The organism is Lutispora saccharofermentans, assembly GCF_024363565.1.
Classification (GTDB): Bacteria; Bacillota; Clostridia; order Lutisporales; family Lutisporaceae; genus Lutispora; species Lutispora saccharofermentans.
This window is the reverse complement of sequence record NZ_JAJEKE010000009.1, coordinates 121,257-138,327: the sequence shown is the minus strand read 5'-3', so window position 1 is coordinate 138,327 and position 17,071 is coordinate 121,257. Positions and strand designations below refer to the sequence as shown.

Genomic DNA, 17,071 nt, shown 5'->3' with positions numbered 1-17,071 from the left:
AGCTTTAGGCTGTCGGCTGTTATACCTCCGGCAGCCTAATAAATAATGTAAGGGCGGATTTTTCATGAAAGTAAAGTACTTTGCGTATATAAGAGATTATACGGGCACGAAGGAGATTCAGATAGAGCACTGTGATACATTATATGAGCTTCTCATTAAGCTGTGCAAAAAGCATGGTGCAAGATTTGAAAGCAAAATCTTTAAAGACAGCTTTCTCAGCAGCGAGATAATTATTTTGGTCAACGGCAGAAACATAGTACATCTCCAGGGACTTGACACCTTTCTCAGCCCTGAGGATGAAATAAGCATATTCCCGATAGTCGCCGGGGGTTGATGTTAAATACTTAAAATATGGGGCGGTGATGCATTTTGTTTGATAAATATCCAAAGGAACAAAGATATACACTATCAATACTGCAGGATCTGCAAAAGGAGTATAATTATATCCCCAAAGAAAAGCTTATTGAGCTTTCCGAATATTTGAGCATCCCTCTTTCAAAGCTGTACAGCATGGCTACCTTTTACAAGGCACTAAGTCTTAAGCCCAAGGGTAAAAACATCATAAAGGTTTGCGACGGGACTGCATGCCATATCAGATCGTCCAAAAGCTTATTGGATGAGATAGAAAACACCTTGGGTATAAAACCAGGAGAGACCACCAAGGACGGAAGGTTTTCTTTAGAAACCGTGAACTGCCTGGGTTCTTGTGCTATAGCTCCCGTAATGGTGATAAATGATAAGTACTATGGCAAGCTTACCTCTTCCATGGTCAGAGAAATTCTTAAGGGATACGGGGGTGCAGACGATGAATAGAACTGTTTATGTCTGCTGCGGTACCGGATGCCTGGCGAACAACAGTATGGAGGTATATGAGGAGTTAAAAAAACTTATAGCTAAATATGAAGCTGATGCTGAAGTCAAGACCACTGTAAAGGCTACCGGCTGCAACGGATTATGTGAAAAGGGACCCTTGGTGAAAATTCAGCCTGATGATATTTGCTACAGCAAGGTTAAGGCTCGTGATGCAGAGGAAATAGTCACAAAGACTTTGATTAATGGCGAGATAATAGACAGGCTTTTGATCTTTGATACTGCAAAGGGTAAAAAAGTAATCTCCCATAAGGAAACTGATTTTTATAAATCCCAGCAGAAAATAGCTCTTAGAAATATAGGTGAAATCGACCCTGTAAATATAGATGATTATATAGAGCGCGGCGGATATGAAGCGCTGCGCAAGGTACTCTTTCAAATGACTCCTGAGGAGGTAATATCCGAAGTAGAGAGGTCCGGATTGCGCGGCAGAGGCGGCGGAGGCTTCCCTACCGGCCGTAAATGGAGACAATGTGACAGTATAGACAGCTTCCCAAAGTACGTCATATGCAATGGTGATGAAGGCGATCCCGGAGCTTTCATGGACAGGAGTATAATGGAAGGCGACCCCAATACTGTTATAGAGGGCATGACCATATGCGCCTATTCCATCAAATCAAACAATGGATTTATATACATCAGAGATGAGTATTCACTGGCTTTAAAAAATATGGATACTGCCATTAAGCAGGTCAAAGAGAGAGGTTACTTAGGCAAAAACATAATGAGCAGCGGCTTTGACTTTGATATACAGATAGTAAGGGGCGGCGGTGCCTTTGTATGCGGTGAATCCACCGCACTCATGCAATCCATAGAAGGTAATATAGGCGAGCCCAGGGCCAAATATATACATTCTGTAGAGAAGGGACTGTGGGGACAGCCTACGGTGCTCAATAACGTGGAGACCTGGGCAAATATCTCCGAGATAATAACTAAGGGCTCTGAGTGGTTCAGCTCCATAGGCACAAGCAGCAAGGGCACAAAGGTATTTTCGTTGGTAGGCAAGGTAAAGAATACGGGGCTTGTGGAAATTCCTATGGGTACAACACTGAGGGAGCTTGTATTTAAAATTGGCGGAGGAGTAATCGGAGACAAGAGATTTAAAGCTGTTCAAAGCGGCGGTCCTTCGGGAGGCTGCATACCGGAAAATCTCCTTGATCTTCCTGTGGACTTTGATACATTGAAGGATGCCGGCTCCATGATGGGCTCAGGCGGCATAATAGTCATGGATGAGAGGACTTGCATGGTGGATGTGGCAAGATATTATCTCAACTTTCTATCCGAGGAATCCTGCGGCAAATGCGTTGCCTGCCGAGAGGGCATAAAGAGGATGCTTGAGCTTCTCTCGGATATCTGCAGCGGCAAAGGCAGCGAGGAGGATTTGGAGCTATTGGAAAGCTTGTGCCATACTGTAGAGGAGGCTTCCCTCTGTGGATTGGGAAAAACAGCTCCTAATCCTGTGCTGACCACATTAAAGTATTTCAAGGATGAATATCTGGCTCATATAAACGAAAAAAGATGCCCTGCAGGAGTGTGTCCCGATCTCACAGCTTATGAGATCGATGAAAAGCTGTGCAAAGGCTGCGGAGTCTGTGCAAAGAATTGCCCGGCTTCAGCCATATCCGGTGAGAGAGGGAAGGCGCATCGCTTGGATGAAGCCTGCTGTGTAAAATGCGGCAACTGTATAGATAATTGCAAATTCAATGCGGTAAGGGTCAAAAAGGAGGTGCGGGCATGAAGATTACTATAGATGGTATAGCATGCGAAGCCCAAAAAGGGGAAATGCTGCTTCAAATCGCAAGGAGAAACAATATTTTCATACCTACATTATGTCATAGTGATGCCCTGCCCGGCCTTGGAAGCTGCAGATTATGCGTAGTAGAGGTAACGGACAGAGGCAGAAGCAATGTTGTCGCTTCCTGCATATATCCGGTAAAAAGTGAAATAGAAGTATTTACTCATTCAGACAAGATTAAATCCATAAGGAAGAATCTTCTCATGCTCCTTTATGCAAGGGCTCCTGAGGATGAAACCATAAACAGGCTGCGCAAAGAATACGGAGTTCCGGATAATATAAAATTTTCCGGTAACACAGAGGAACACTGCATACTCTGCGGATTATGCGTCAAAGCCTGTGAAGAGCTGGGCAGCAGTGCCATATCCACAGTAAACAGAGGCGTGACCAAAAAGGTATCTACACCTTATGATGAACCTTCTGCTCAATGTATAGGCTGCGGCTCCTGTGCTTATGTATGCCCCACCGATGCCATAAAGCTTGAAGAAAGCGGCGGGATAAGAACAATATGGAATAAAGCCTTCCGGCTCGTCAGATGTGAAAAATGCGGCAAGCCCTTTACCACCGAAGAACAGCTCGAATATAATCGTAAAAAACTGGGGGCAGACTGTGGAGAAGTCTTATGCCAGAGCTGCAAAAAAGCAGTGACTGGTGAAAAGTTTAGAGATATATATGAGAGGACAACATAATTAACTAATTCCTATAATTATTAAAGTGCCTAATATAATATCCACTAAGCTTTAAGGCTTAAAAATATCGGCTTAAGGAAAAAGCTATAGACTAGGCACTCTTTAAAAGTGTCTAGTCTATAGTAATAAGCTATTCTTTATAAAAAGTGGTGATATACAAATATAGAAATCTTATATAGAACGTTGAACGAGACTTCATTCAGTGTTAAATATTAACACCATTTGACAATTGTTGCTGCTTCTTTATAGCTTCACCTCTTGAACCCTCATATTCACGTCCCCATCCTGTAATAACTGAAAATACAAGCACAAAGAATAAAGCTATGCAGTGAAATGAAGCAAACGAAAGTTGCATTGGGTTAATAGCTTTAATGAAGCTATAATCAGTCATAAGCCCATTTACACAAGTTATAACAATAAATATGAAAGAGCTTGTAAAAGGAATTATAACTGGTAATGTACTTGCAAAACCGTCAAGAAGATTAGCTCTTCTGTATGGATGAAGTTCTCTTGACTGGCCGATTTTATCTGCAATAGGTCCGAACATGATTATTGCAGGTCCGTTAGCTGCACCAAGACATACAGAAGATACCATGATACCGATGCCCATAATAAACTCTGAACCTATAACAGTATTGTTAAACTTGCTGTCTAAAAGTCCTTCAATAATCTTATCCATGGTACCGCTTTCATTTAGTACACCCATTATACCTGCAACTGCATAAAGATAGCCAACTGTACCAAGCATATTTTTAATACCGTCAATAGCAAAACCCTGCAATGCTCCGTTTTCAACAGAAATAATATCTTTAAATCCTATAATTCCCGTTACAAGACCTATAACTGTACCTGAAATAATACCCCATGTAATAGCAACGAAAATGTCTCTTTTAATAACTGCAACTGCTAATAGAACAACAACAGGAATTAACATTATCAGACCCTTTGGATTCATATATTGCATAAGAATTTCTTTCCCTGCAATGTTAGCCTCACCTGCATTACCCATGAAATAGAATAATACACAAGCAATAAGACCTGCCGCTAAGGCATATTTCATTCTTGTTGCCACAACACCGCCAATATCTGCTGTTCCTTCTTTATGTAAATATCTCTGTGATGTTGCTGATGCAATAGTTGTATCTGAGATAGGAGCTACGTTATCCCCAAAAATTGCACCGCTTAGAATAGCACCTGCAAGATATAACGGATGGGCACCTAAAAGGATGCCTGAGGGATATAAGATCGGAAAGCCTGAGAAAAGAGTTCCTATTGATGTCCCTGTGGCCATAGAAATAATACTTGTGGCAACAAATGTAAATACAACGAACATTCCTCCCTGAAGTCCCATAGAGTTACCAAGCCAAACGAAACCCTGGGCAACACCACCTCTTGACATAAGCTTTGCAAAGACTCCGACTACTAAAAGAATAAGTGCGAGTGTATTCATCATTGGAGAAGCCATACCATTAACAACCGCTTCCCAATATTTCGCCCAGTCTTTGGAGAAAAGGCTTCCGATAATAAGAGCAATAATACCGCCCATGCATAGAGCTTCCATTTCAAATACTTTAAAAACAACGAAGAATGCTACACAGAATACCACAAAAATAACAAGCGGGATAAGTGACAGTAGATTTGTTCCTCTAAATTCTAACCTTTTCTTTTGCTCGTCCATACTACTTCCTCCGTTCAATAAATAATAATTATTAGTATTTTTCAGCCTCGGCCTAATGACAAGATCTGAACTCATATGTCTAATATAATAGTTTTTGAATTCCTCTTTCTCATTATCAATAGATGTACGGCGCCTTACACCTACTCTTCTTCCTCAAAGTATTCAAAAATTTAAATCATATTTGCTCGAATCTCGGCATCTAAAATTAATTAATTTATATGGTTATGATATGTTATTGAAATTATAAAATCTGTAAACTACTTTACAAAACATAAAATATTTACATAATATTTGAATAATCCACAATATTTAAATAATACGTGGTTTTATTTAAATATCTGTGCCATAAAAATTAGTTCCAAGAACACCGATAATGATTAAAATACCACCTGCAATTTGATACCAGCAAAGCTTCTCGCGCATTATAGCTACCCCGGCAATGATTGATATAACCGTTGCAAGATTTGTAAAAACAGCAGCATTTACGGCAAGAAGCTTTGAAAGCATAAAATTCATACAAAAAAATGCTATAACTGAAGCAAAAACTCCCAGATAAGCTACTGCTCCCATTGCGCTTGCCGATGTAAAAGGTGCTATATAGCTTTTTAAAAGATTGCCTGCAATAACGCCTTGAATAACCCCAATGAAATTAAAAAATACAGCTCCCAGACAAATCATTGAAAATGTAATTTCAATCGGAGTAAAATATTTTGAATATTTTCTGGAAAGAACATTATGTATAGACCCAGAAACAATAGAAATCAGAATCAGTATAAGCCCTGTAAAATTATCGTTTTTGCCTGAGCTTTTGGCAAAGACTACAGTTATAAGCACCCCTGCCACAGAAGATGCTATAAATAATTTTTGTATAGTTGTAGGATGCTCCCTCAAAATCAAAATACCAAAAATCATAACGAATATAGGCATGATAGATACCATTATTCCAGCTTGAGATGTTGAGATAAATTTAAGACCTGTTGTCTCAAAACTGAAAGCAATGGCAGGATAAAATACTGACAATGCAACAACGCCCTTAATGGGCTTGCCCTTAAAATCAACCTTTATAACCTTAAAAAGTTGAAGTACTGTCAGTACAAGAGCTGCAATACCGAAGCGGTATCCTAAAAGCACCATGGGAGTTAGGCTCTCAAGCCCCTGCTTGCTGAAGAGAAAGGACAACCCAAATATCATTGCCATTGCTAGTCCCGCAATATAAGGTAAAGCTTTCTTAGTTTTCATAAAAAATACATCCTTTATGTTGTAAACTTATGCCAGCTTTATAAGAGCATCTACACCTTTTGCGCCCTTACCTTCTTCATAGAGAAAGAAAGGATTAATGTCTATTTCTTCTATTGTCGGATTTTCTATTATTAAATTTGATAACTTCAGCAGTGTGTTAATAAGAGTCTCCTTGTCATAAACGGTACCCCTTGCACCATTTATAATTTGTGAAAGCTTTGTTTCAGTCAACATTTTGCTTGCATCAAGTCTTGTAATAGGAAGGAGTCTCAATGCAACATCCTTGAAAACCTCAACATAAATGCCTCCGCTTCCCACCATAATAACAGGCCCAAACTGTGGATCCTTCTTCATACCAATAATAGCCTCAAGCCCTGCAGGTGCCATCTCCTGAATAAGAACTCCGTCAATTTTTGCATCTGGTTTATAGTGATTGGCATTATCACATATTTTAGTGAAAGCCTCTTCAACCTCTTCCTCTGTTTTAACGCCTACAAATACACAGCCTGCCTCTGTTTTATGTATAATATCTGACGATAATATTTTCATAACGACAGGCAGCTCAAGCTTTTTGGCAGCTTCCTTTGCTTCCTCAATTGTTTTTGATAGGAAACTTTTTGCCATAGGAATTTCATATTGAGAGAGAAGATTTCTTGCATCCAATTCATTTAAAAATTTACTCATGTTATTCCACTCCTCTCACGCTATCTAAAAACCATTTATATTCAACCATATGCGCCGCCGCCTTAACGCAGTGTGCAGGCGTATTATATGTTCTGATACCGTTTTCCTCCAGTATTTTTCTGCACTCCCAAACATAATTCCCCGCCATAATACAAATATAAACCGGTTTTTTCTTCGCATAACCCTCATTCTTCAAAAGCTTGACAAGCCCTTCCGCCAGCTCCTTCCTTGGAAGAAATGTTGGCACGACAGTTATAAATATAACACTGTCAACGCCGTCATCATCCATAACCGTACGAAGACTCTCAACATGATGATATACATTAGCCGCCGCTGTAATATCCGCATAGCCTTCCGGTGAGCAGACATTAGCCATATCCGGAAGAATTTCTGTTAATTTCTTTTTTGTCTTTTCCTCTACCACCGGGAGCTTTAATATCTTTTCGTCCATATAGGCATCAGTACAATAAATACCGGGCCCCCCTGCCTGTGTAAGAATAAACACATTATTGCCCTTAGGAAGAATTCCGCTATCAAGGGACTGCAGTGTATCCATCATTTCCTCTATTGTATATACTCTTATGATCCCATATTGACGAAAAGCTGCATCATAAACCGCATCCGCACCGGCTAATGAGCCTGTATGAGAATTAGCCGCCTTAGCACCGATTTCGCTTCTGCCTACTTTGAGAACAATAATAGGCTTTTTCTTGGCGATTCTTGCAAGAGTATCAATAAGCTTTCTTCCATCAGGATAACCCTCCATGTACATACCTATAACCTTTGTATCTTCATCCTGCTCGAAATATTCAAGAAGATCTATGAAGTCAACATCGGCCATATTACCTATTGAAATAAACTTATTCATTGAAATAGGTGCAGGTTGTGAAGCACCCATCATAAGGATTGAGGCAGCTAGGGCACCGCTTTGAGAAATGAAGCTTATTCCACCCTTTTTCCCTCTGCTTTCCTTTGGTAACAGTGTTTCAACAAACGTTGTATCAACACGGTTGATGTTATCAATGATGCCAATGCAATTAGGGCCTACAACACGAATACCGTATTGCTTTGCTGTGTTTATAAGGCAATCCTGTCTTCTTATACCTTCAGGAGTCTTAGTTTCTCCATAGTTTGCTGCCGCACAAACGATAACCTTAACATCGTTTTTCTTTTTCATTCTTATCTCCAAATCAGTCATAATGTCAAAAATTATTTCTGAAGGAGTAATAAGAATAACCAATTCAACCTTTTCCTCTACCTCTGAAAGCTTTTTATAGCATTTAATTCCCAATATTTCCTTCTCAGAAACATTAATAGGAAATATTTTTTTCGGATAACCAATGCTTAATAAATTATCAAGTATTATATATCCCGCTTTGAGAGGGTTAGAGCTCGCTCCAACCACCGCGATATTCCGGGGATTAAATAAAGCATCCAAATTATTACTCATTATTCAGCTTATCCTTTCTTATAAAGTAACCAGCTGTTTAAGCCTGTGCCACTTCTTGTCTGCCAATTTCTGAATTTCCTCGATTTCATCATCGTTCAAATGCTTGAACTTCTTCATATGCTTAAGATATTCCTTAACAGGCTTAGGTTCCTTGTATTCCTTACTAATAAAAAATTTACCATCTATAACCTCATAAAGCGGGAAAAAGTTAGTTTCAACAGCAAGTCTTGAAACCTCAATACTTGTATCTGGTTTAATTCCCCATCCAGTAAGGCATGGATTATACACGTGAATATATGCAAGACCTCTTTCGGAAGCCTCTATGGCCTTTTCAAGCTTAGCAACCATATCAGGAATAAAAGCAGGTGAGCATGTTGCCATATACGGAATGTCATGCATAGCCATAACCATCGGAAAATCCTTCTTGTGCTGTCTCTTTCCGCCTCTGCCTTTATCACTTACAGGAGTTGTTGTTGTCCATGAATATTTTGTAGTAGCACTGCTTCGTTGATAACCTGTGTTCATATAGCCTTCGTTGTCATAGCATATATAAATCAGTTTATCTCCTCTTTCTGCCGCACCTGAAAGGCACTGCATACCCGCATCAGTTGTTGCGCCATCACCTGCAAAAGCAACAACATTAACCTTTCTGCCAATCCTTTCATAATGCATTTTAATGCCTGTAAGCATAGAGGCTACATTATCCAAAAGCGGGAAAAACACAGGGATCTTTGAACCTGATTCCTTATCCCAGCCTACAACACCAACGCCGCCCATACATCCCGGCGGTACAGCATAAATTGTGTTTGGCCCCAAAACCTTCATACATGTTCTTAATGTTAACTCAACATTACAGCCTACACAGGCAGATATACCCGGTGAAACCATATCCTCCATTGCGGCTAATTTATCTATTACGTTCATTCTTTGCACCTACCCTTCTTATACCATCAGCCAGATAGTTTCTCTATTCTTTTTCTCTTCTGTTGCCTTAACAATAGCATCGATTGAGTACATCATCATCTTAATAGAGATGTCCTCTCCTCCAAGTCCTCCGATAATAGGAACGGAAGGAACATGATTGTCACCCTCATAAAGAGCTGATTTAACCTCCTGGTAAACAATACCTGTATCCCATCCAAAGGATACGTTCTTGTCAACAACGCCAAAAGATTTAACCTTAGCCAATGCCTTGCAAACTCTGGCTTTAGGAAATGGTCTTATCATTCTCATTCTTACAAGGCCTGCCTTGATGCCCCCTGCTCGCTTAAGGTCAACAGCCTCCTTAGCCGCACCTGACATAGAGCCTGTTGTTACGATAGCGTATTCGGCGTCCTCCATTCGATATTCTTCAATTGCTCCGCCGTATGTTCTCCCGAACAATTCTCCATATGCTCTATCAACCTCATCAATAACCTTAAGAGCATCTTGCTGTGCCTTTAAATGTTTGTATCTGTATTCTATTAAGAGATCACCGTTTGTAAGAGGATCAACTGCCATAGGCCTTTCAGGATCAAGTAAAACATGCTCAGGCTTATATATGCCTAAAAATCCATCAACCTTCTCCTGTTCAGGAATAAAAACCTTTTCTGTCATATGTGAAAGATAAAAACCGTCAAAGCATATATTGATCGGAAGAAGGACTCTCTTATCCTCGGCAATCTTAAATGCCTGAACAATAAGGTCAAGGATTTCCTGGTTATCCTCAGCATAAATCTGAAGCCAGCCTGCATCTCTGACACTCATAGAATCCTGCTGTCCGCCCCAAACACTCTGTGGAGAAATCATTTCTCTGTTAACTATAGCCATAACTATAGGGAGTCTTAGTGTAGAAGCTCTGAAATACGGCTCATACATAAGAGCAAGACCTTGAGAAGCAGTAGCCGTAAATGTTCTTGAGCCTGCAAGTGATGCTCCCGTAACTACGCTCATAGCTGAAAGCTCTGATTCAACTTCACTCATAGCCGCATCAATTTCACCGTTTGCAGCAAACTCTGTCAAGTATTCAACAACCGGTGTTTGCGGTGTAATAGGATAAGCTGCAATAACTCCGGGTCTTGCAAGTGATGCTCCAATGGCAGCAGCCTTATTGCCATTTAAAACGTCTAATTTCTGCATTTATTTTCCCTCCTCCGGTACCATGTCAATTGCCTTTTTAGGACATTCATGGGCACATATGCCGCAGCCCTTGCAATAATCATATGAAATCACAAATTTACCGTTGATCTTATTGATCGAGTTAACAGGGCAGTATAAGAAACACATACCGCATTTTATACATTTGTCATAATTCATAACCGGTCGCTGTGTTCTCCAGTCACCTGTATTTAAAACATGAATTCCATCTGCTCCTATGGGAACTATATATTTACTTTTAAATTGCATTTTTTTCTCCCCTTAATTAAAGTTCTGTAACCTGGACTTCATCATAGCCCTTGTATAAAGCTTCTTTGTTCTTATGCCCCCAAAGCTCCTCAACCTTTTTGGCAATCTCATCAATTGAAACAAGTCCTGTTGCCTTGCAGAAAGCGCCCAACATAACTGTATTTGTAATGGGCTTTCCAATAATTTGCAAAGCGATTGCCGTAGCATCAACAAATGCGACTGTCTTAACGTTTTCAGGCAGTTTTAAGTCCTCAGGCTTATGTGTTGTGTTCAATACCAGCGTACCGTTCTCCTTGATTCCCTCAAAGACATCAACAGCATTCATGATAGTAGGGTCAAGAACTATTACTATATCAGGGTTATAGACTCTGTTTTTGGGTCTGATAGGGTCCGAGCTGATTCTTACGAAAGCAGTAACAGGAGCACCCTGCCTTTCAAATCCGAAAAAAGGAATGGAATTCCCATATTTACCATCCATAACTGCGGCATATACCAATGCTTCAGCAGCTTTAACGGAACCCATTCCTCCTCTTCCGTGTATTCTTATTTCCTTCAAAGTCATTACCTCCTTTTAATCCCTTGGCTTATCTCATAAGGCACTTTCCTGTGGAAAGATTTGCAGCAAAGGCACCGTTTTCAACAACTACTTTACCGTCTTTAATTGTTGTAACAGGCCATCCCTGCAATCTTCTTCCCTCAAAAATTGAGAAGTCTGAGCGTGAATTCAACTGGCCTGCTTTGACCTCTTTTGCCATATTCATATCAACTATTACTACGTCTGCATCGCTTCCCGGAAGTATTGTCCCCTTCCTTGGATATACTCCGAAGGTCTCTGCAGGCTTCTTTGTCATATGAGCAATAACCTTTTCAACAGGTATTGCTCTTTTTACAACACCCTCATTTAGCACTGACGGCAGATGAGTTTCCAGTGCGGGATAGCCGGGAACTGCCTCCCACATAGATGCATCATTGTTTTTTTCTGTTTTTGTCTGAGTTACGTTATCTGTTCCTATAGTATCAACAACCCCATCCTCTAAAGCCTTCCAAAGCTCTTCCATATCCTCAGCATCTCTGAAAGGCGGCTCCATTTTGAACTCATTTCCTGTAATATGCTGCTTTGCAATTGAAAGGTATGGACTTGTTGTCTCAACATTAACATATTTGTTTTTGGGCTTGATATTTCTTAATCTGTTGATAGCAGCCTTTGATGACATATGCACAAAATAAACAGGAACTCTGCTCTTTTCAGCCAAATATGAAAGCCTGATTACAGCTTCCTCTTCGGCCATGTCCGGATGGGTATCCGCCCAGTCAAAAACTGTAGCGTTTTCACCCTTTTCTTCCCTTGTATTAGCGTTGGCACGTCTCACAATGTAACGATTTTCAGCATGGGCGCAAAGCACACAGTTCTTACCGCTCTTTTTCATTTCATCAAAAACATCAAGTATAAATCCGTCATCCACATCCGGGATAAGTCCCGGAATACCGTTCATGTAAATCTTAAAGGATGTTATTCCCAGATGATTTACATAATCGGGAATTTCACTTTTTTGCTCATGATTTGAAATAACCAGATGAGGGATAATGTCTATATGGGAAAGCCTCTGAATATCCTCCATTATTTGGGGAAAGGATGTGAAATGTGATTTCTCTCCTCCAAAATAACAGCCTATTGTTGTTATACCACCCATAAGAGCTGATTTTGTTTCTGTTACAATTTCTGTTTCAAAAGGAGCAAAAAGCCCCAAATGAACATGAGGGTCAATTATTCCCGGCATTACATACTTTCCTGTGGCATCAATTGTTTTTGCCGCTGTTATTGAATTGTCGCTTCCAATAGAATGAATTTTTCCATCCTTAATATAAACATTCATAGCAAAAATTCCGTTGTCCGGCAGGACAACCATACCATTAATAACTGCAATATCAACATTAACCGAGCTGTAAGATACGGTATGCTGCTGTGACGCAGCTATAGGCGCTGCTCCTACAGGCTGGGATATAGTTAATTTGTCAAGCTTATCTAATTTTGAACTTATTTCTCTTAAAATGTTTATAGATTCTTTATCCTGTGTTAAAGATACGGATTGTGCAGAATATGTTTTTGTTTCCTCTTCACTGCTGTTAACCCTTGCCAAGCTTTTTATGTATGATGCAAAAATGTCGCGTTCCATAGGTTATTGCCTGCCTTCTACATTTTCTATTGCAGCAAGCGCAGCTTCTCTCGCTGCTCTGACCTCAGACTCCGAGCCCGAAATATACATCCTTCCGAAACGTCCTACCGGATCGAAGGTAACAACCTTAACCTGAGCATTTTTCTCTGCCTCATTTACAGCAATGGAAATATATGCTGCAGGTTCAACCTCCATTATAAAAAGACTTTCCCCCGGAACAAGTATTGATCCTAATCGTCCGTCACGATTGATAAGCTGAGCCTGGTAAGGGTCTGTATTTGAAATAATCTGTTCGGAAACAACTCTTGGCTTTATTCTGTCTGTCATATCAAGTCCGCAGGCATCAAGAATTGCCTGTCCTGCCTGCTTTATATCCTCAGGTGAATAGGAGTGAAGTTCAATTTCGCCGTATTCTCTTTCCACTATCTGAAATCCCGGTTTGGCATTTGTCTGCTTTAATGCTATATTAAGGAGATTGTAAACTCCGCTTCCAGGGGCTAATTCTATATATAGTTCACTCATGCCTGCCAAAGGTATATCGCCCTTTGCAACAGTTCCTGTAATAGCGGCATACTGTGGCTGCATATTATCAACAATTATAAAGGTCCTAAGATCTAATTTTTCTTTCATAGCCTAATCCTCTCCTACAGCGCAATAATCCCGCCGAAAATTAATTATTTAAGAAAGTCTTCTGTTTCAGGGTTTGGCCTTGCAATTACATGAACGCTTATAAGCTCTCCTACCTTTTGAGCTGCAGCGGCACCAGCATCAACAGCGGCCTTAACGGCTCCAACGTCACCCTCGACGATAACTGTTACAAGTCCGCCTCCGATTAGCTTTTTTCCTATTATTTCAACATTAGCTGCTTTAACCATAGCATCTGCTGCCTCAATAGCTGCAACCAAACCTTTAGTCTCAATAAATCCCTTTGATTTCATATCATATTTCCTCCCTCTGTTTAATAAAATCACACGAATCGACTATCCCTATAATTGCCAAATCCACAGGCGAATTAGTGTCATCCAACGCTGCCCTTGCACCGGAGCCTGTTGCTACCAAAACAACTTCCCCCACACTGCAGCCTATAGTATCAACCGCCACCATAAATTCGCCGGTAAGATTTCCAAATTTATTTAGTCTTTGTAAAGTTACCATACTATAGCCTATCAAAGCTTTATTCTTAATGGTGGAAACAAATTTACCTTGAACTTTACAGATATACATACTAACACCTACTTCCCATCCAGAATGCTCTTGATGCAATCTAAAGCATAATCAATTTCTTCTGGTTTTGTATAAAAGTGAGGTGCTATTCTGATTACATCTCCGCGGCCTGAACCAATAACGTTTTTCTTCCTTAAAAGACCTTCCATGGTATGCGAATCAACCTTATGTCCGCAGACAACAGCCGTCGTGCTGCCCTTCATGCTTACATCAAATGGACTTAATGTTGTAAGCCCTCTTTCAAGAACTCCGTTTAGCGCATAAGCACTGAGCATATCAATTCTATCTTTGATTCTTGCCGGATTAACCTCGTTAATGATTTCAAGGCCTGCTCTAACCGCATAAGCATTAAGCACAGGCGGCGTTCCAGTATCGAAACGGCTTGCTTTATTTGCCCAATCCAAGTATCTCGTCTGGAATAGAAATGGATTTGCCTGTCCGAACCAACCTGTCACAGAAGGCTTTAAGTCCTGAATAAGCTTTTTATTTATATACATAAAGGCTATTCCCGGAATACCAAATAAATATTTGAGGCAGCCTGAAACCAAGATATCAATATTCATTGCCTTAACATCTACAGGATCTGTGCCTAAACTCTGATAAGAGTCAACCAAAATAAGCGAACCTTTTCTGTGGGCTATTTCTGCAATCTTTGCAATGTCTTGCTTAAATCCATTTAAGTAATAAACCTGTGTAATGGATGTTAATAATGTATTTTCATCGATGTATCTTTCATATTCGCTTATATCGATCTGATGGTTTTCATCTACAGACACAAAATCAACCTTGGCTCCATGTCTCTGGTTTGCAAGCCATATATGATCAACAGTCGGAAATTCTGCATCTGTAACAACAACTTTCTTTCTCTTTCCTGTATAGTCAAGGGAGTTTGCAATTGAGCTTACCAGGTCTGAAACAGAAGAAGCCACTGCAATATCATCAGGATCAGCATTTATTAACTTAGCAAACTCAGCCTTTGCCTGATCAACCTCTTGGCACCATGAATCCCAGTCCATTCCCACGCCGCCCCAGTTTTCAAGATATCTGTTTATAGAGGCTAAAACCCTCTTTGATTGAGCACTTTGTGAACAGTTTCCCAAATGGGCTACATTTTTAAGAATTGGGAACTCTTCTCTCCATTTTTCAACTTCTGCTTCACTGATTAGTCCCTTATAGGGAAGTGCTTTGACCTGCGGATAGCTCCTTCTTTCAGATTTGCCGGCTGTATACTCAAAAGCCGTCTGTGGCGTAGGCTGTGTCGATACACGTGCAAATTCAAGCTGCACTACAGGTTCTGCACTTCCTGCATAGTTGTTCTCATCTTTGTATACAAATCTTATCCCTTTTTTTAACGCTGCCTCTTTAGCAACAGAGGTGATAACATCTTCTCTGTTCATTTCAATTATGCTCTCACCCTTGGAAGCACAAAAATCTACATCATGTGCGGTATAAAATTTTTTCACCTCATAATACCCCTTTCTTATTGTATAGAGCTATTGCCGATTATTCTGCTTCGGGTAAAAACATTTCAAGCAATCCTTCATTTGGTCTTGGAATTACATGCACTGATACAACCTCTCCAACTCTTTGAGCTGCTTCTGCACCGGCATCAACTGCTGCCTTAACGGCTCCTACATCACCCTTAATAATAACGGTAACGTAGCCTCCGCCAATTTCAAGTTGTCTCACCAATTCAACATTTGCTGCCTTCACCATGGCGTCAGCCGCCTCAACACTTCCTACAAAGCCTTTTGTTTCAATAAAACCATATGAATTCACTGTTTTTTCCTCCTCTTATAACAATTTCATATACAACGCACTAGCGTTAGTATCATTAATAGTATTCTTAATTCAATCAAGCATGGCAGTTTGTTCATATGCACCATAAAAAAATCATATCAGGTATGCTATAATAATTCTGTAAATCATTTTACAAATATATAAAATATAAAAAATTTTATATACAAAATTTAAAAATGAAGCTCAGTAATTTCAAGACTTTAAAGTTTTAAAATCTACTAAGAGATAATTGTGAGGTGATTACTATTAGTAAGATTAGCAAAAGAAATAAAATTGATATTGAAGGAAGCTCACCATGGATCGATATGAGTTATGTTGACTGGAGCTGTATCACAAAGGATTACACTCCAAAAGGGTATAAGAAACATGAAGTGATATATCACCAGCAGGATAATCCTGACTGTGTTTATCTGGTTAAAAAGGGCAGAGTAAGGCTTGACATTTATGGCTTTAATGGAGAAAAGCGAAGCCTTTTTATTGCCGAAGCGGGTACATTTTTCGGAGAACTTTCTACCATAGATGAAATGCCTAATATGTGCAGTGCTACCGCTGCCACATATTCAATTGTCTATAGCATACCAAAGACCAGGTTTATTGAAGAACTCAGCAAAAATTATGAGTTTTCCTTTAGTATTCTTAAAATGATGTCAAAAAAAATACGCCTCATTACAACGCAAATAAAGCAGCTTTCTTTTAATGATTCAAACTACAGAGTATGCTATGCCCTGACAAGCCTTGCTAATCAGTATGGCTCTAAAACCCCTGAGGGTTATTATAAACTGAACATAAAATTTACGCATCAGGAAATGGCAAGCCTTACTGGCCTTTCAAGAGTCTCCGTTTCAAATATACTTCTTAATTTGGCATCTAAAGGTATAATTGATAAGGATGAAGGTTTTGTTATTATAATTGATATGAACAGATTAAGTAATTATTTGCTTGAAAATTGAGATTGAAGCGTAAAACGCTGGGGGCTGCCTTTGGCTGAAGCTTTGTGCCAGAACTGCAAAAAAACAGTGACCGGCGAAAAGCTTAGAGATATATATGAGAGGGCAAAGTAGAATGGTATGTATATCTGAGCAC

At 39.9% G+C, this 17,071-nt stretch carries 19 protein-coding genes; 5 read left to right on the top strand and 14 right to left on the bottom strand.

Annotation, left to right across the window (positions count from 1 at the left end):
- The first annotated feature begins 64 nt into the window (after positions 1-64).
- The 4 genes from LJD61_RS11665 to LJD61_RS11650 are packed head-to-tail and all read left to right on the top strand — an operon-like array spanning position 65 to position 3,354.
- Positions 65-334 carry a ubiquitin-like small modifier protein 1 gene (locus tag LJD61_RS11665; protein WP_255227717.1) on the top strand — a complete coding sequence of 90 codons (270 nt, stop codon included), beginning with the start codon at positions 65-67 and terminating at the stop codon, positions 332-334.
- Between the two features lie 35 nt (positions 335-369).
- Positions 370-813, top strand: coding sequence for an NADH-quinone oxidoreductase subunit NuoE (nuoE, locus tag LJD61_RS11660; RefSeq protein ID WP_255227716.1), 444 nt, complete (start codon positions 370-372; stop codon positions 811-813).
- Positions 806-2,608, top strand: a complete 1,803-nt coding sequence (locus LJD61_RS11655; RefSeq protein WP_255227715.1) for an NADH-ubiquinone oxidoreductase-F iron-sulfur binding region domain-containing protein — start codon at positions 806-808, stop codon at positions 2,606-2,608. Before nuoE ends, LJD61_RS11655 begins: the two co-directional genes overlap by 8 nt.
- Positions 2,605-3,354 carry a 2Fe-2S iron-sulfur cluster-binding protein gene (locus LJD61_RS11650; RefSeq protein ID WP_255227714.1) on the top strand — a complete coding sequence of 250 codons (750 nt, stop codon included), beginning with the start codon at positions 2,605-2,607 and terminating at the stop codon, positions 3,352-3,354. The genes LJD61_RS11655 and LJD61_RS11650 overlap by 4 nt, the downstream gene beginning before the upstream one ends.
- A gap of 205 nt (positions 3,355-3,559) precedes the next feature.
- Here LJD61_RS11650 and LJD61_RS11645 read toward each other — a convergent pair whose 3' ends face one another.
- From LJD61_RS11645 to LJD61_RS11580, 14 genes are all read right to left on the bottom strand, one after another.
- Complete coding sequence (locus LJD61_RS11645; RefSeq protein ID WP_255227713.1) at positions 3,560-5,032, bottom strand: Na+/H+ antiporter NhaC family protein; 1,473 nt, start codon at positions 5,030-5,032, stop codon at positions 3,560-3,562.
- 330 nt (positions 5,033-5,362) lie between these two features.
- Positions 5,363-6,271 (bottom strand): DMT family transporter, encoded by a 909-nt coding sequence (locus LJD61_RS11640; protein WP_255227712.1) that lies wholly within the window; start codon positions 6,269-6,271, stop codon positions 5,363-5,365.
- Positions 6,272-6,298: 27 nt separating this feature from the next.
- The gene (locus LJD61_RS11635) at positions 6,299-6,955 is read right to left on the bottom strand and encodes an acetate--CoA ligase family protein (protein ID WP_255227711.1); all 657 of its coding nucleotides are present in this window, start codon (positions 6,953-6,955) and stop codon (positions 6,299-6,301) included.
- Between the two features lies 1 nt (position 6,956).
- A complete protein-coding gene (locus tag LJD61_RS11630; protein WP_255227710.1) occupies positions 6,957-8,405 on the bottom strand; it encodes an acetate--CoA ligase family protein in 1,449 nt (482 codons plus the stop codon).
- An 18-nt stretch (positions 8,406-8,423) separates the two neighbouring features.
- The gene (locus LJD61_RS11625; RefSeq protein ID WP_255227709.1) at positions 8,424-9,329 is read right to left on the bottom strand and encodes a thiamine pyrophosphate-dependent enzyme; all 906 of its coding nucleotides are present in this window, start codon (positions 9,327-9,329) and stop codon (positions 8,424-8,426) included.
- Positions 9,330-9,347: 18 nt separating this feature from the next.
- Positions 9,348-10,523, bottom strand: coding sequence for a transketolase C-terminal domain-containing protein (locus LJD61_RS11620; RefSeq protein ID WP_255227708.1), 1,176 nt, complete (start codon positions 10,521-10,523; stop codon positions 9,348-9,350).
- Positions 10,524-10,790: a 4Fe-4S binding protein gene (locus LJD61_RS11615; protein ID WP_255227707.1), complete on the bottom strand. Its 267-nt coding sequence runs from the start codon at positions 10,788-10,790 to the stop codon at positions 10,524-10,526.
- Between the two features lie 16 nt (positions 10,791-10,806).
- On the bottom strand, positions 10,807-11,346 hold the full coding sequence (locus LJD61_RS11610) for a 2-oxoacid:acceptor oxidoreductase family protein (protein WP_255227706.1): 540 nt from the start codon (positions 11,344-11,346) through the stop codon (positions 10,807-10,809).
- Positions 11,347-11,374: 28 nt separating this feature from the next.
- Positions 11,375-12,964, bottom strand: a complete 1,590-nt coding sequence (locus LJD61_RS11605) for a dihydroorotase (protein WP_255227705.1) — start codon at positions 12,962-12,964, stop codon at positions 11,375-11,377.
- Positions 12,965-12,967: 3 nt separating this feature from the next.
- Positions 12,968-13,594, bottom strand: coding sequence for a BMC domain-containing protein (locus tag LJD61_RS11600; RefSeq protein ID WP_255227704.1), 627 nt, complete (start codon positions 13,592-13,594; stop codon positions 12,968-12,970).
- A 44-nt stretch (positions 13,595-13,638) separates the two neighbouring features.
- Positions 13,639-13,902 carry a BMC domain-containing protein gene (locus tag LJD61_RS11595; protein ID WP_255227703.1) on the bottom strand — a complete coding sequence of 88 codons (264 nt, stop codon included), beginning with the start codon at positions 13,900-13,902 and terminating at the stop codon, positions 13,639-13,641.
- A gap of 1 nt (position 13,903) precedes the next feature.
- A complete protein-coding gene (locus tag LJD61_RS11590; RefSeq protein ID WP_255227702.1) occupies positions 13,904-14,188 on the bottom strand; it encodes a EutN/CcmL family microcompartment protein in 285 nt (94 codons plus the stop codon).
- Between the two features lie 8 nt (positions 14,189-14,196).
- Positions 14,197-15,651 carry an aminotransferase class V-fold PLP-dependent enzyme gene (locus LJD61_RS11585; RefSeq protein WP_255227701.1) on the bottom strand — a complete coding sequence of 485 codons (1,455 nt, stop codon included), beginning with the start codon at positions 15,649-15,651 and terminating at the stop codon, positions 14,197-14,199.
- A gap of 40 nt (positions 15,652-15,691) precedes the next feature.
- A complete protein-coding gene (locus LJD61_RS11580) occupies positions 15,692-15,967 on the bottom strand; it encodes a BMC domain-containing protein (RefSeq protein ID WP_255227700.1) in 276 nt (91 codons plus the stop codon).
- A gap of 257 nt (positions 15,968-16,224) precedes the next feature.
- Here LJD61_RS11580 and LJD61_RS11575 point away from each other — a divergent pair, with 257 nt between their 5' ends.
- Complete coding sequence (locus LJD61_RS11575; RefSeq protein ID WP_255227699.1) at positions 16,225-16,938, top strand: Crp/Fnr family transcriptional regulator; 714 nt, start codon at positions 16,225-16,227, stop codon at positions 16,936-16,938.
- Positions 16,939-17,071 lie beyond the last annotated feature (133 nt).